The sequence below is a fragment of the Paraburkholderia terricola genome (genome assembly GCF_003330825.1).
GTDB lineage: Bacteria > Pseudomonadota > Gammaproteobacteria > Burkholderiales > Burkholderiaceae > Paraburkholderia > Paraburkholderia terricola.
The window spans coordinates 1,926,147-1,941,467 of the sequence record NZ_CP024942.1; the positions used below are offsets into that span (position 1 = coordinate 1,926,147).

A 15,321-nucleotide genomic window follows, 5' to 3' on the forward strand; every position below is an offset into this window, starting at 1 on the left:
AATAATGAAAACGCCCCCGCAGGGGCGTTTTTCACAACCTCGCGACGGCAAGGAACCTACGTTCCTCGCCTGCAAGACCCGCTTAGAACTTGTGACGCAGACCGACGCGGAACGCCAGCTGGTTGTCCGCACCCGTGCCCGACGTGTTGAAGTAGCTCGTGCTCGAACCGATCTGCGCTTGCAGATCCTGGGTGCCGTTGCGGCCGGCGGCGATCTGGTAGATGCCCAGTGCGTACACGTCCGTGCGCTTGCTCAGCGCGTAGTCGATGCTCAGGTCAGCCTGATTCCAGTGGCCGCGGTTCGCATTGCTCAGGTGCATGTACGTGTAGCCCGCACCTGCCGTCAAGGCCGGCGTGAACGCGTATTTCGCGCCCGCTTCATAGGCGGCGAACGTCGTCGCGCCGCCGCTGATCGTCTCGAAGCGCGTGTTCGTGTACAACGCCCACAGCGTCGCCGCGCCGATCGAATAGCGGCCGCCCACACCGAACGTGCGCAGATCGCGGACGTTGCCGGTCGCGACGTTGGCGATGGTCGTCGAGAATGACGGGGTCGACTGGCTCGGGTAACGGATGTCCGTGTACGCCGCGCCGATGCCGAACGGGCCGTTCGCGTAGTTCAGGCCGAAGCTGTACGCACGCGACGAACCTGCAACCGGTGCAGCCGTCGTGCCGCTTGCCGGCGCGCCCGCGAATGCGCCGGCCTGGTTCGAGAAGCCGTACATCGCGCCGAACGTCAAGCCGTGGAAGTTGGCGCTGCTGAACTTGACCGCGTTGTTGATGCGGCTCGACGTGAGTTGATCCACGTCGTTGATGTGATAAGCGTAGTTACCCGCGACGGTCTGGCCGCCGGTCGAGTAGTTGCCGCCGAGATAGTCCGTCGAAAACGAGTACTGGCGGCCGAACGTCAGCGAGCCGATGTCGTTCTTCGACAGACCGACATACGCCTGACGGCCGAACATCGCACCGCCCTGGCCGAGCGTGCCGTTGCCGCTGTTGAAACCGTTCTCCAACACGAACAGCGCCTTCAGGCCGCCACCGAGGTCTTCGGTGCCGCGCAGGCCCCAACGGCTGCCTTGGGCCACGCCGTCGTCGTACTTGAAGAGGTTGTCGTGACCGGTAGCGGTCTTCGAGTTGTTCACGTAGCTGATACCGGCATCGATCACGCCATACAGCGTGACGCTGCTTTGCGCGTGGGCGGCGCTTGCGAAAACGGCGAGGGTAGCGGCGGTCAATAGTTTCTTGTTCAAGACTTTCTCCAATAAAGATTAGGCAATCGCAGCGCCGTGCTCTTTGGTCAGGTCGCGCGATGGCCCGAAATTTAAGGGACCGCAGAGTAAGGTATGTGACAGGCCGAAATTTTTTGGAATCTGTCGCGCCGGCGCGACATGCGCGTGGCTTTACGTGGCTTTTGCAAGCGGACATCACGCAAGGCGTCGTGCGGGCGGGATCGGCAATCGGCGTGTCAAAGCAGATCGCCCGCTGAAAAGCGGGCGATGTTGGGAGGTGAAGCTACGGCCTTGCGAAGCCGTTGCCAGCGTTAAGTTGTTGTCCGTTCAATTGCTCAGCAGCGAGCCGCTTCTGAACGCCTTCGCGCCGGCAATGCGCGCGAATTCGAGCCCCGCCGTCGCGAAACGCGTCAGATGCCGCGCGTACAGCACGCCGGCCACGCTGCTCTTGACCGTGACCGCGCGATCGGTCAACGGGTCGACGATATCGGCGATCTCGTGGCCGGCGTCCACCCACGTGCCGACTTCACAGCGGTACACCAGCACGCCGCTGATCGGCGCGACGAGCGGTTCGGCGCCGGCAAGGGGGGTAGCGGCGAATTCGAGCGGCGGCAACGGCGCCGGGGTGCCGTCGACCACGCCACGCACGGTCAGATATTCGATGATGGCTTGCGCGTCGTGCTCGGCGTACTCGTAGGACACCTCGCGCTGGCCGCGCAACTCGATCGTGACCGAGATCGAGCCGTTCGGAATCGGGAAGCGCTCGCCGTAGCGGCCGCGCAGATCGGACCAGCAGAAGCTGTGGATCTCGTCGAACGGATTGCCCACCGAATTGAGCGCGAGCAGCGACGCCCTGGCGTGCAGATAGCAGGCCAGCGGCTCGACTTCGGGCCACAGGTCGGGGTTCGTATAGAGGTGCATCGCGGCTTCCCAGTCGCAATGCAGATCGAGCACGACGTCGGCGTCGTAGGAAAGTTTTTGCAGCGCGAGACGTTGCGATTCCAGTTCGGTTTGCGGCTTCTCCGCGTCGAGCGCCTCGCGCATCGCCGCGCGGATCGCGTTGCGATTGGCGTCGATGTCGTCGCTCAGGCGCGCCTCGATAACCGGCTGCACCAGCGCCCCCAGGTCGTGGAAATTGCGGTTGAAATTCTGCGCGGTGTTGGTTTCGAAACGGCCCGTCAGGTGGCCGAGAAAGTGCTGATTCAGGCCGATCGGATTGGCCACCGGCACGATCACGACTTCGCCGCGCAGCTTGCCGGCGGCCTCCAGCGCGGCCAGCTTGCGGCGCAGCGCCCATGACACCAGCATGCCGGGCAACTCGTCGGCATGCAGCGACGACTGAATGTAAATCTTCTGCCCGCCGCCGGGACCGTAGTGAAAACTCGTCAGGTTGCGGGCGGTGCCGAGCGTCGGGGCAATCAGCGGATGGGTTTGGGTTTGCATGGTTTTCAAATCCGCGGGCAAGTCGGGCATGCCGCGCTATGTCGTTGATTACAGGAGGAAAGCGTGCCGTTGGTCCGGTTGATGGCGGGCCGGCCGGGGCGTATTTCGCGGCGTCTCGATCGCACGATCTTAGCCGATATGGCGGGCCGCGTGGTCTTATGCGGCCCGCAAACAAAACGGGCTCCGCGTGTGGCGGAGCCCGTTGCCTGCGAGCCCGCCGGCGCGCCTTCAGATGCGCGCGGCGGGGCATGGCAGCCTGTTTAGCTGCCGTACACGTCGAAGTCGAAGTACTTCTTCTCCAGCTTCTTGTACGTGCCGTCCTTGATGATCTCGGCGATCGCCTTGTCGACCTTCGCCTTCAGATCGGTGTCTTCCTTGCGCATGCCGATGCCGGCGCCGTTGCCGAGGATCTTCGGATCGTCGAGATTCTTGCCGACGAAGTCGTAGCCCGCGCCGCGCGGCGTCTTCAGGAAGCCGATTTCAGCCTGCACCGCGTCTTGCAATGCCGCGTCCAGACGGCCCGACAGCAAGTCGGCGTAGACCTGGTCCTGGTTCTGGTACGGCACGACCTTCGTGCCCTTCGCTTCCCAGTAGGTCTTCGCGTAGGTTTCCTGGATCGTGCCTTGCTCGACGCCAACCGTCTTGCCCTTCAGCGATTCGGCCGTCGGCAGGATGCCCGAGCCCTTCTTTGCGACGAGGCGCGTCGGCGTGTTGAACAGCTTCGACGAGAAAGCGATCTGCTCGGCGCGTTGCGGCGTCATGGACATCGACGACAGCACGCCGTCGAACTTCTTCGCCTTCAGTGCGGGGATCATGCCGTCGAAGTCGTTTTCGACCCACACGCATTTGGCCTTCAGGCGCGCGCAGATCTCATTGCCGAGGTCGATGTCGAAGCCAACGAGCTTGCCATCCGGACCCTTGGACTCGAACGGGGGATAGCTGGCGTCGACGCCGAAACGGATGGTCGTCCAATCTTTAGCGTGTGCGCCGATCGAGACGGTGGCAAGCAGAGCAACCGTCAAAGCCGCTAGCAGTTTTTTCACTGTTTAACTCCTCGTGTGGTTCAAATACGCCCGCCTGCGGTTGTGCCGCCGCGGGACGCCCGGCGCGACTGACGACCGGGCTTGGGTTGAGTCTGCCGGCCGGGGCGGCCAGCAGCGCGCGCCAAGCTTATCAGTTCAAAAAAATTGGGTAGCTAGTGAAACACCGGATGGCGCATGAGGATAGCTTCTAAAGCCGGGTTGTGCAGGGGTGGGCGGAGGGCGCCGCCGCAGTGCGTGGTTTAAGCGAATTGGATCGCGGCTCCGGCCGCGTGCCGCGCTGTGCGTTGCGTTGTAATGCGTTAGTAATGCAATTGGCTCGCCGGCCGTGGCCCGGCTACGAGTCGATCAACCAGCGCGGCTACTCCTTACTCAAGGAATCCGCGCGTGCGGGGTCGATGCTGCCGCACCAGAGTTCGCCTTTGTCCATCATCTCCGCGTCTCGTGTGCTCATTCCCGCGCAGACGCCGCGCGAGTCTTGCGCCTGACGCTGAACGCGCGCGAGTGATGCGCGGTTCATTTCGCCCTGGAGCCAGTTGCCGAAGCCCGCAATCGATCCGGCCACGACAAGCACCAGCATCCAGTCTGTTTTCCTCAAGCGCATCATCGGTTTCACCTTCAATTGCCCGCCGGGCAGGCCGTGCTTCGCGGTCCGCCGACAGCCGCCGGCGGCGGGTCGGGGCAAGTCATCGTTATCGGCAGCGGCGCGCGGGTTCTTGAGTTGCAGCGCCGCACGCGTTTTAATCGGCCGCCGGCCATTAAAGATTTCACACCGATTGCCGTTAAATACAGATGAGCGCGTTTGTTGAATCACGCCGGAACGTGTTTTTCGGACTCCGGCGACGCCAAAAACCAAAAAACGCATTGCTTGGCGCTATCATCGATGCTCCCCGCGCTCACAACGCAGCATAACGAGTGCATCTGTCTGAAGAAAGTCATCGAGCAACGCGCCCCGCAGCCAAGCGCCGCGGGTTCTGCCGCGCTCGTCCAAACGGCCTTCTGCTAAACGGTGTTGCATATGCACATGATTTCGATGGCAGATGAGATGCGCTGCGGCATACGGTCCGTTCGTGGGCGACTCCTCATGCCGTGCGCGCTTCGCCAAGCCGTTTTTCGCGCAGGTCCGGCGCTTCTGATCACGGCGTTTTTCTGCTGCGGGCTGCTGCTCGCAGGGCCGGTCGCGGCCGGCGACAGAGTGCTGCGCGTGCTCGCCTGGCCGGGCTATGCGGACGCCGACGTGGTGCGCGGTTTCGAGGCCCGCTACCAGGCGAAAGTGGAAGTCACGATGGTGGATTCCGACGAGGCGCTGTGGGCCCAGATGCACGCGAAAGACACGCCGCCTTTCGACGTGCTCGCCGCCAATACCGCCGAAATCCAGCGCTATACGCGCGCCGATCTGCTGGCCCCGCTCGACCTCGCGAGCCTGCCGAACACGAAAAGACAGTTGCCGCGTTTCCAGGCGTTGTCGTCGATCGAGGGGCTCACCTCGGCGGGCCAGGTGTACGGCATCCCATTCACGTATTCGTCGATGGGGCTGATTTACGACCGCAAGCAGATCCCCGTCGCGCCGCGCTCGATGCTCGAATTGTGGAACCCGCGGTATCGCGGCAAGGTGCTGGACTTCAATAGCGCGCAGCACAATTTCTCGTTTACCGCATTGGCGCTCGGCTACGCGCATCCGTTTCAGCTCGACGCCGCGCAGATGCGCGTGATTACCCAGAAGCTCATCGCGCTGCGCCGCAATCTGCTCACCTACTACACGTTGCCGGAAGAGGCGACCGCGTTCTTCATCGAACACAAGGTCGCGTTGATGTTCGGCAATTACGGCACGCAGCAGGTCGAATTGCTGCGCCGCGCGGGCGCGGATGTGGGCTATGTGATTCCCGACGAAGGCGTGCTTGCGTGGCTGGATTGCTGGGCGATGACGCGCTCGGCCTCGGATCGCACGCTCGCGCTCGCATGGATCGATTACATGCTCGAACCGGAAGTCAGCGGGTTGTTGCCGCAACGCCAGGGACTCGCCAACACGTTGACGGCGCCCGTGGACAACAACGCTAACGCACGCATCATGTGGATCGGCCCGGTGGAAGATATCCAGCGGCGCGAGGAACTGTGGACCCGAATCGTGTCCGGAGACCGGTCGGAGCGTTTTTGATGATACGCCCAGGCTTAACGTTCAAGTTATCGGTGCTGCTCGCGTGCATCGGCGTGATCGCGTCCGGCGCGACCGGCTATTACGCGTATCGCGCCAACCGCGCGATGCTGGTGAACGAAGCCGGGCGCAGCCTGCTGACCTCGACGGAACTACTGGGGCAGCGCTTTTCCGTCGCGATCGACGACATCGGCGCCGACGCGCTGGTGCTCGCGGGCATGCCGTCCTCGGCGGAGATCGCCCAGACCGACGACGGGCTCGGCGAGAATGCGGCGCGCGAACGGCTCGCGCAGGTGTATTCGAGCTTCATGGTCCATCATCCCGACTATCTGCAGATTCGCCTGATTACCCGTCAGCATTACGGGCTCGAACTGATCCGTTTTGACCGCGACGCCGACGGCCTCGTGCGGGTCGAGGGCAACCGGCTGCAGGAAAAAGGCCAGTTCGCCTACGTTTTCGACACGCTCGCGTTCTCGCCCGGCCGCCTGTACGCGTCGCCGATCTCGGTCAATCACGAGTACGGCGCCCATGCCGCCGAAAACAGGCCGACGCTGCGGCTCGGCACGCCGGTGGCGAACGGGAGGGGGCAGGTGGTAGGCGTCGTCGTGATCGACGTCGATCTGGCCGGCTTGCTCAAACGCTTGCAGAGCGATTTGCCGAGCGACTATCAGGTGTATCTCGCGAACGAATGGGGCGATTTCCTCGTGCATCCCGACAGTTCGAAAACCTTCGGCTTCGACAAGGGCCGGCGCGTGCTGATGCAGGACAGTTTCTCGGTGACCAAGCCGCTCTTCGAGCAGTCGCAAAGCGAAGTGCTGGTGAACGGCCTGACGTATCCGCGGCAGGCGGCGGGGCAGGTGCTCTCGTTCGTGCGCAGGCCGTTCGGCGCGTCCGAAGGCAACCGCTTCATCGTGCTGGGTCTCGCCAAGCCGCTCGAGGACGTATTGTCCGACGCCGATCTGCTCGGCAACCGGATCATTCGCATGGTGCTCGTGTTCAGCGCATTGGCGGTGCTGCTCGCGATTCTGTTCGCCCGCGCGCTCACCAAGCCGTTGCACATTCTCGCGTACGCGGCCACGCATCTGTTCGCCGAGCACGCGATGGAAACGCTGCCGCTCAAGCGTACCGACGAGATCGGCGTGCTGGCGCGCTGCTTCGATCGTCTGCGCCGCGAGATCAAGTCGCAAATGGACACGCTCCATAACAAGCAGACTGAACTCGTGCATCTCGCCACGCACGACGGGCTGACGGGATTGCCGAACCGCATGCTGTTCATGCAGAAGCTCGAGAACGCGATCGAGGAAGCGGCGCGGCGTCAGGAAAGTCTCGCGGTGCTGTTCGTCGACCTCGACCGTTTCAAGCAGATCAACGACCAGTTCGGGCACTCCGTCGGCGACAAGGTGCTGGTGGTCGTGGCGCGCCGGCTGAAGCAGGTGCTCTGCACCGCCGACGTGGTGGCGCGGCTCGGCGGCGACGAATTCATCGTGCTGATCGAGGGACCGCGTGCCGCGGAAGCGGCGCCGGCAATCGCCTCGCGCATCGTGGACACGCTGAACGAGGAACTGCTGATGGATGGGCACAACATGGCGGTGGGCGCGAGTATCGGCATCAGTCAGTTCCCCGACGACAGCGGCACGGCGGAGGAACTGCTGCTCAACGCCGACGCGGCGATGTACGCGGCTAAATCCGGCGGACGGTGCGCCTATTTGCGTTACCAGGATCTGCTCGAAGCGCGCCGGCTCGAACAACTCGAACAGGCGCGGGCGCAGGCGAGCGAAGGGGCCACAGAAGGGCACGAGGCCGAGCCGCTGGCGTGACGCGAGCGCGGTCGCGCTTCATTGCATGGCGGCAACGGCGCGACGCGCTCCGTTTTTCCGCAGCAATTGCAACGCTCCTTGCAGCGCCGTTCTGAACTCGGGGCGCGCGGCGAGCTGTGCCGGAAACACGTCGCGCACGGACAGCAGCGCGTTCATCAGCGCTTGCGGTTCGCCTTGCGCGGAGGCGGCGAGCGCCTTCAAGTCATCCGCGAGCGGATCGCTGATCTCGTAGCGCGTGCCGTCGTCCGCATGGCCGCGCAAGAACGTCATCCATGCCGCTACCGCCAGCGCAAGACGCGCGAACGGCTGTCCCGCGTCGATTCTCGCCTCGATCGTGGCGAGCAGGCGCGGCGGAATCTTCTGGCTGCCATCCATTGCAATCTGCGCGCAACGATGCTTGAGCGCGGGGTTGGCGTAACGCGCCAGCAAGGCGTCCCGATAGCCGGCGACATCGAACGACGCGGGCAGGGTGAGTGTAGGCGCGATTTCCTGCGTCATCATCGCGTGAATGAGCTTGTGCATGGCGGGGTCCGCGATCGCGGCGTCGATGGTGGCGAAGCCGCCCAGCATCGAGAGATACGCCAGCGTCGAATGCGTGCCGTTCAGCATGCGCAGTTTCGCCAGTTCGAACGGCGTGACGTCGTCGACGAGTTGCGCGCCGACAGCGTCCCACGCGGGACGTCCCGCCGCAAAACGATCCTCGATCACCCATTGCCTGAACGGCTCGCACGGTACGGGCGCCGCGTCCCGATAGCCGAGTTGTTCGGCGACGGTGGCGCGCTCGGCGTCGGTGGTGGCCGGCACGATGCGATCGACCATCGTCGACGGAAACGCGACTTCGGCGGCGATCCAGTCGGCCAGCGCGGCATCGACTCGCCGCGCGAACGAACAGACCACCTGGCGCAGCGCCGCGCCGTTGTGTGCGAGGTTGTCGCACGAAAGCACGGTGAACGGTTGGCCGGCGGCGTCGCGCCGCGCGCGCAATGCCGCGACGAGAATGCCGGGCACCGTGCGCGGCGCGAGCGGATGAGCGAGATCGTGTGCGACCCCCGGATCGTCGAGTGCGACGTCGCCGGTTTTCGCGTCGCGGCAATAGCCCTTTTCCGTGACGGTGAGCGAGACGATCCGCACCAATGGATCGGCGAGGCGCCCGAATAGCGCCGCGTGATCGTGCGGCATCGCCAGCACCTCGCGCAGGGCGCGCACGACCGTGACCCGTGCGCCGTCGGGACCGCGTTCGACGACGCTGTACAAACCTTGCTGCTCCATCAGCGCGTCGCGCTTGCCGACGTCGCCTTGCAGCGTCACGCCGCAAATACCCCAATCGCCACCCGCCGCCAGCATCGCTTCTTCCGTATAGAGCGCCTGGTGCGCGCGATGGAAATTGCCGATGCCCAGATGAACGATGCCGATAGCCGGCTCGCGCCATCGAGGAGAAAGCACATGCGTTTGCAGTGCCGGCAATACGGAGCGGGTGAGGCGAGGCAAGTTGGCTGGCGAGGGCATGGAAGGAAATCCGTCGTGTGAAAAGAGCTGGGAATAACGTCGTGCAACGGGAAAACCCTGATTTGACGATTAGCAATACTTGTATGGTAGCATCGTTCAAACGACGCCGGACAGCGTCGGCAAGGTTGTTTTTCATCTGGGCCGCTGTTCGGAACCGTCACGAAAACCGCGAGTTGCATGCCCCGCGCTCAGCACGTCCGGCACGTTTCGCAACTCGTTTCTGCAAGGAAGGATGTCATGAAAATCGTTCGCGCCGACGTGATCGTCACGTGCCCCGGCCGCAATTTCGTCACGCTGAAAATCGTCACGGACGAAGGCGTGCACGGTATCGGCGACGCCACGCTGAACGGCCGCGAACTGGCGGTCGCATCGTATCTGAAAGACCACGTGTGCCCGCTTCTGATCGGCCGCGACCCCGGCCGTATCGAGGACACCTGGCAGTATCTCTACAAGGGCGCTTACTGGCGCCGCGGTCCCGTCACGATGACGGCGATCGCCGCGGTGGACATGGCGCTGTGGGACATTCTCGGCAAGGTGACGGGCATGCCGCTCTACAAGCTGCTCGGCGGCGCGTCGCGCGAGGGCGTGATGGTGTACGGCCATGCCACCGGCCGCGACATTCCCGAAGCGCTCGACCGTTACGCCGAACATATCGAGGCCGGCTACCAGGCGATTCGCATTCAAAGCGGCGTGCCGAACATGCGCTCGGTGTACGGCGTGTCGAAAGGCAGCGGCATGTACGAGCCGGCCACCAAGGGCGCGGTCGAGGAGCAGAGCTGGTCGTCGGAAAAGTATCTCGACTTCGTGCCGAAGCTGTTCGAGGCCGTACGCGACAAATTCGGCTTCGACACGCATTTGCTGCATGACGTGCACCACCGCTTGACGCCGATCGAAGCCGCGCGCCTCGGCAAAGCGGTCGAACCGTATCGCCTCTTCTGGATGGAAGATCCCACGCCCGCTGAAAATCAGGCCGGTTTCCGGTTGATTCGCGAGCACACGGTCACGCCGATCGCGGTGGGCGAGGTGTTCAACAGCATCTGGGATTGCAAGCAGTTGATCGAGGAGCAGTTGATCGACTACATTCGCGCGACCTTGACGCACGCGGGCGGCATCACGCATCTGCGGCGTATCGCTGATTTCGCTTCGCTATATCAGGTGCGCACCGGTTGTCACGGGCCGTCGGATTTGTCGCCGGTGTGCATGGGTGCGGCGTTGCATTTCGATCTGTGGGTGCCGAATTTCGGCGTGCAGGAGTACATGGGCTTTCCCAAGGAAGCGCTCGACGTGTTCCCGCATGCATGGCGCTTCGACAAGGGCATGATGCATCCCGGCGAGGCGCCCGGCCACGGCGTCGACATCGACGAAGCGGTGGCCGCCCGTTATCCGTACGACCCGGCGTATCTGCCGGTGGCGCGTCTCGAGGACGGGACATTGTGGAACTGGTGAGCCGACCCGTTCGAGTAATCCCCTCATAGCCTTCACGCCCTCGCCATCTTCTTCTCTCGCGCGGTATTGAACGCGCCACCTTTTGCGATTCGGAGTCCACCATGCTCGCAGCCGTGCTTCACGAACCCAAACTGATCCGCATCGACGAAGTCGATCCGCCCGAACCCGGCAAAGGCCAGGTGCGGGTGCGAGTGCGCGCCGGCGGCATTTGCGGTTCCGACCTGTCCTACTACTTCAAAGGCAAGAGCGGTGATTTCGCGGTGCGCGAGCCCTTCGTGCTCGGTCACGAAGTGGCGGGCGAGATCGATTCGCTCGGCGAGGGCGTGAGCGCGGAGAGTCGCTTGACGCGTGGCCAACGTGTCGCCGTGAATCCGGGGCTGGCTTGCGGAACTTGCCGCTTCTGCGTGAGCGGGATGCCGAACCATTGCCTGAACATGCGCTTCATGGGCAGTGCCTCGACCTTTCCGCACACGCAGGGCATGTTCCGTCAATACATCGTCGTGGCGGCGCGGCAGTGTGTGCCCGTGCCGGACGGCGTCGACTTCGCTCAGGCCTCGATGGCCGAACCGCTCGCCGTCGCGCTGCATGCGGTGAAGCAGGCCGGTTCGCTGGTGGGCGCGAGCGTGCTCGTGGTCGGCTGCGGTCCGATCGGCGGCATTCTGCTGACGGTCGCGCGCCGCGCCGGCGCGCACCGCGTGGTCGCGCTCGATCTGTCGGACCGGGCCTTGCAGGTCGCCCGGCAACTCGGCGCGGACGAGGCCGTGAACGCGGCGGACACCGCCACGATCGACCCCTGGTCCGCGGAGCGCGGCACATTCGACGTCGTCATCGAAGCGTCAGGCAGTCCCGCCGGTCTCGATACGGCGCTGCGCTCGGCGCGCGCGGGCGGCACGGTGATTCAGGTCGGCAATCTGCCGGCCGGTCAATCGCCGGTGGCGGCGAACCTGGTGATGTCCAAGGAACTCCGCTATCAAGGCTCGTTTCGCTTCACCGGCGAATACGCGATTGCCGCCGATGAAATCGCGTCCGGCAAGATCGACTTGCGGCCGTTGATGACGCACGCCTTCGCGATGAGCGAGGCGAATCACGCATTCGAAGTCGCGCTCGACCGCGCGCAGTCGATGAAGGTGCATCTGAACTTCGACTGAATCCCGGCGCTTGCACAGGCATTGCGTTGGCGATGCCTTGCACGGCGAATCACATCATCAAGCCGTTCAAACGCCCGTGAAGAGGCGAACTGAAGGAGACACCCAATGATCAAGAGTCAACGCTGGTTCGTTGTCGCGCTGCTGTTTCTGGCCGGCGTCATCAATTATCTCGACCGCGCCGCGTTGTCGATCGCGGCGCCGTTGATCCAGAAAGACCTGAACTTCTCGCATGCGCAAATGGGCATCGTGTTCAGCAGTTTTTTCGTCGGCTATGCGCTGTTCAATTTCGTCGGCGGCGTGTTGTCCGACAAGATCGGCGCGAAACGCGTGTTCGGCACCGCGATGGGCGTGTGGTCGGTGTTCTGCGGCGCGACCGCGCTCGCCACCGGCATCGGTTCGCTGATCGTGCTGCGCGTCTTGTTCGGCATGGGCGAGGGGCCGTTCAGCTCGTCCAACAGCAAGATGGTCAACAACTGGTTCCCGCGCAGGGAAGTGGCGAGCGCGATCGGCGTGATCAGTTCCGGCACGCCGCTCGGCGGCGCGCTGGCGGGGCCGGTGGTCGGTTTCATGGCGGTGCAGTTCGGCTGGCGTTGGGCCTTCGTCGCGATCATGCTGCTGGGACTCGTGTGGCTCGTCGTGTGGGCCGCGATGACCACCGAACATCCGCATGAAAACGCGCGCGTGACGCCGCGCGAGGCGGAACTCATCCGCGCGGGCCAGGCGGACGAACATGTGATCGCCCATTCGGCGGACGGCGCGAAGCTCGGCCTTGGCCACTTCCTGCGCAAGCCGATCATTCTCGCGACCGCGTTCGCATTCTTCTCGTATAACTACGTGCTGTTCTTCTTTCTGTCGTGGTTTCCCACGTATCTGACCGAGGCGCATCACTTGAGCCTGCGCGACATGAGCATCGCGACGGTGATTCCCTGGGTGCTCGGCAGCGTGGGGCTCGCGTCCGGCGGCTTCATCTCGGACTTCATCCTGCGCCTGACCGGCAAGCCGCTGCTCTCGCGCAAGCTCGTGCTGAGCACCTGCCTCGGCGCCGCGGCGGTATGCGTCGCGCTGGCCGGCCGTGTCGCCAGCACACAGAGCGCGGTTGCGCTGATGTCGGTATCGATCTTCTTCCTGTATGTGACGGGCGCCGTGTATTGGGCGGTGATTCAGGACACCGTGCCGCGCGAACACGTGGGCGGCGCGGGCGGCTTCGTGCATCTGCTGGCCAATCTGGCCGGCGTGATCGGACCCGCGGTGACGGGCTTCATCGTCGAGGCGACGCATGGCGCTTATGGCAGTGCGTTCGTGCTGGCGGGCGCGATTGCGGTGCTCGGCGCGCTGTGTTCGCTGGTATGGATTCGCGAGCCGCGCGCCGGTGCGTTGAGCATGAAAAGTGCATGGTAGTATGGTGCGACGTTCGCGCGAAACCACGGAATGAATGTTCGCGGCGCGCAACGTCCCACTTGAAATCACTCGCCGCTTTTCGCTGTTTCGACATGCCGACCAAGAACGTCCACGCCGCCAAGCCTTCTGTTTCCGCCAATGCAACGCCTGGCGCCGCGCCTCGCACACGACGCCGCGCGAGCGTGCAGGCAGGCGCGCGTGCCACCCTGCCTGATCTCACTGCCAACGTTTCATTCGATACGCACGAGCCGATCGGCAAGCAGATTTTCCGCGCATTGCGGCAGGCGATTTTCGTCGGACAGATGGTGCCGGGCACGCCGCTTTCGGAGAAGGAAGTGTCCGACATGTTTCAGGTGTCGCGGCAGCCCGTGCGGGAGGCGTTCATCAAACTGGTCGAAGCTGGCGTGTTGCAGGTGCTGCCGCAACGCGGCACCTTCGTTAAGCGCATTTCGCCGCGCCAGGTGCGCGAAGGCCGCTTCATTCGCGAGGCGATCGAGACCGCGGTGGTGCGCAAGGCGGCCGTTTCGATCACCGACGCGCAGTTGCAGGCGCTCGCCGACAACCTTCGTGACCAGAAGCTCGCCGCGAAATCTAACGACACCGCCGCATTCCTCGCGCTCGACGAGGCGTTTCATTATGCGATCGCCCAGGCCATCGACTGCACGGCCGCATGGGAAACGATTCAGGACATCAAGGCGCAAATGGACCGGGTGCGCTATCTGAGCCTGCCCGACGTGTCGCCGCTCGATCTGCTGATCAAGCAGCACGCGAAGATTCTCGCCGGCCTGCGCGCGCACGATCCGGCCGCGGCTGAAGATGCGATGCGCCGCCATCTGCGCGAGATTCTGACGTCGCTCGGGCCGATTGCCGAGCGCAACCCCGCGTGGTTCGAAGCGGATGAGCCGGAGCGCGTGCCGCTGTCGATCTGATCGAACGCGTGGCGACAAGCCACGCGCCGCAAAACCACGCTCCCTGCTCCAACGCGTCAAACGATCCGTGCGCCGGCGCGATAAGTCGCGCGCGGCACCGGTAACGCGCCGAGCATCGTCACGCGCACGAAGTCCGCGCGCAAGCCCGGTTCGATCGCGCCGCGATCCTGCAAGCCGGCGGTGCGCGCCGGTTCGGCGGAGACCGTCGCCATCGCGCGCGGCAAACTCCAGCCGGCCTTGTCGACGAGTTCGAACACGGCGGTCAGCAAACTGGACGGCACGTAATCCGACGAGAGGATGTCGAGCAGGCCGGCTCGCGCCAGTTCGAGCGCCGACACGTTGCCCGAATGCGAGCCGCCGCGCACGATGTTCGGCGCACCCATGATGGTCGAAATGCCGTGCTCGCGCGCCGCTTGCGCGGCGATGCGCGTGGTCGGGAATTCGGCGAGCACGATGCCTTCGGCTCTCGCCTGTTCGACGTGCTCGATCAACGTGTCGTCGTGGCTCGCGACCGGAATGCCGAGTTGCTTGCAGCGCGCGACGATCTCACGGCGGTGCGCATCGGCGTAGCGCTCCTGCTCGATCGACAGCTCCGCGAGCGCGGTCGCGACGTGTTCGTCGCTCAGCTTGCCGTCGCGTTCCTGAAAGCGGCGCCATTGCTCGCGGTCATGCCACTGACGCTGACCGGGCGTGTGATCCATCACCGAGGCGAGCCGCAGCAGCGGATGCGCGCATAACGAATCGAATACTTCCACCACGTCGGCGGTGGCGATTTCACAGCGCAGATGCAGAAAGTGTTCGGCGCGCAGTAGATTGCGCTCGGAAAAGCGCGTGAGCGCCTCGGCGCATTGCGTTTGCAGATCGCGGCCACGCAGGCCGACGTTCGAACGCGAACCGATGGCGAGCGCGTCGAACACGGTGGTGATGCCGGCGGCCGCCACTTGCGCGTCGTGAATCACGAAGGCGGCATCGGTGTTCCATTGCACGCCCGGACGCGGCGCGAGATGCTTCTCAAGGTTATCCGTGTGCAATTCGATCAGGCCCGGCAACAGATAATCGCCGTCCCAATCTTCCGCTTCGAGCGCCGTGGTCGTGCCGCGCTCGACGTCGCGAATCACGCCGTGCTCGACGCGGATCATTCCGGTGAAAACTTCATCTCGCGTCGCGATGCGAGCGTTTCTGATCAACATCGAGTGGCTCCGTGGTGAGTCCGTTTT

The 15,321-nt window shown here is 64.1% G+C and carries 12 protein-coding genes; 6 read left to right on the forward strand and 6 right to left on the reverse strand.

The window, feature by feature from the left end; all coding sequences use genetic code 11:
• Window positions 1-82 precede the first annotated feature (82 nt).
• From CUJ90_RS27190 to CUJ90_RS33425, 4 genes are all read right to left on the reverse strand, one after another.
• Complete coding sequence (locus CUJ90_RS27190; RefSeq protein WP_073427290.1) at window positions 83-1,246, reverse strand: porin; 1,164 nt, start codon at window positions 1,244-1,246, stop codon at window positions 83-85.
• A gap of 306 nt (window positions 1,247-1,552) precedes the next feature.
• On the reverse strand, window positions 1,553-2,668 hold the full coding sequence (locus CUJ90_RS27195) for a succinylglutamate desuccinylase/aspartoacylase family protein (RefSeq protein WP_083082937.1): 1,116 nt from the start codon (window positions 2,666-2,668) through the stop codon (window positions 1,553-1,555).
• Between the two features lie 260 nt (window positions 2,669-2,928).
• Complete coding sequence (locus tag CUJ90_RS27200; protein WP_073427291.1) at window positions 2,929-3,711, reverse strand: ABC transporter substrate-binding protein; 783 nt, start codon at window positions 3,709-3,711, stop codon at window positions 2,929-2,931.
• A gap of 358 nt (window positions 3,712-4,069) precedes the next feature.
• On the reverse strand, window positions 4,070-4,573 hold the full coding sequence (locus tag CUJ90_RS33425; RefSeq protein ID WP_244220042.1) for a hypothetical protein: 504 nt from the start codon (window positions 4,571-4,573) through the stop codon (window positions 4,070-4,072).
• Window positions 4,574-4,792: 219 nt separating this feature from the next.
• On the opposite strand from CUJ90_RS33425, the gene CUJ90_RS27210 reads away from it, so the two are divergent.
• Together CUJ90_RS27210 and CUJ90_RS27215 are read left to right on the forward strand one after the other, a co-directional pair.
• Window positions 4,793-5,863, forward strand: a complete 1,071-nt coding sequence (locus CUJ90_RS27210; protein ID WP_374709887.1) for an extracellular solute-binding protein — start codon at window positions 4,793-4,795, stop codon at window positions 5,861-5,863.
• A complete protein-coding gene (locus CUJ90_RS27215) occupies window positions 5,863-7,677 on the forward strand; it encodes a GGDEF domain-containing protein (protein ID WP_073427293.1) in 1,815 nt (604 codons plus the stop codon). Before CUJ90_RS27210 ends, CUJ90_RS27215 begins: the two co-directional genes overlap by 1 nt.
• A gap of 18 nt (window positions 7,678-7,695) precedes the next feature.
• On the opposite strand, the gene CUJ90_RS27220 is transcribed toward CUJ90_RS27215, so the two are convergent.
• Window positions 7,696-9,183 carry a mannitol dehydrogenase family protein gene (locus CUJ90_RS27220; RefSeq protein ID WP_083081255.1) on the reverse strand — a complete coding sequence of 496 codons (1,488 nt, stop codon included), beginning with the start codon at window positions 9,181-9,183 and terminating at the stop codon, window positions 7,696-7,698.
• Window positions 9,184-9,420: 237 nt separating this feature from the next.
• Here CUJ90_RS27220 and manD point away from each other — a divergent pair, with 237 nt between their 5' ends.
• The 4 genes from manD to CUJ90_RS27240 all read left to right on the forward strand — a co-directional run bounded on the left by manD (window position 9,421) and on the right by CUJ90_RS27240 (window position 14,104).
• Window positions 9,421-10,629 carry a D-mannonate dehydratase ManD gene (gene manD / locus CUJ90_RS27225; RefSeq protein ID WP_073427295.1) on the forward strand — a complete coding sequence of 403 codons (1,209 nt, stop codon included), beginning with the start codon at window positions 9,421-9,423 and terminating at the stop codon, window positions 10,627-10,629.
• Between the two features lie 101 nt (window positions 10,630-10,730).
• Window positions 10,731-11,777, forward strand: a complete 1,047-nt coding sequence (locus CUJ90_RS27230; protein ID WP_114164258.1) for an L-idonate 5-dehydrogenase — start codon at window positions 10,731-10,733, stop codon at window positions 11,775-11,777.
• Window positions 11,778-11,882: 105 nt separating this feature from the next.
• Window positions 11,883-13,175 carry an MFS transporter gene (locus CUJ90_RS27235; protein ID WP_114164259.1) on the forward strand — a complete coding sequence of 431 codons (1,293 nt, stop codon included), beginning with the start codon at window positions 11,883-11,885 and terminating at the stop codon, window positions 13,173-13,175.
• Between the two features lie 92 nt (window positions 13,176-13,267).
• Window positions 13,268-14,104: a GntR family transcriptional regulator gene (locus tag CUJ90_RS27240; RefSeq protein WP_114164706.1), complete on the forward strand. Its 837-nt coding sequence runs from the start codon at window positions 13,268-13,270 to the stop codon at window positions 14,102-14,104.
• Between the two features lie 56 nt (window positions 14,105-14,160).
• On the opposite strand, the gene CUJ90_RS27245 is transcribed toward CUJ90_RS27240, so the two are convergent.
• Window positions 14,161-15,294: an alpha-D-ribose 1-methylphosphonate 5-triphosphate diphosphatase gene (locus tag CUJ90_RS27245; RefSeq protein WP_114164260.1), complete on the reverse strand. Its 1,134-nt coding sequence runs from the start codon at window positions 15,292-15,294 to the stop codon at window positions 14,161-14,163.
• Between the last annotated feature and the right edge of the window lie 27 nt (window positions 15,295-15,321).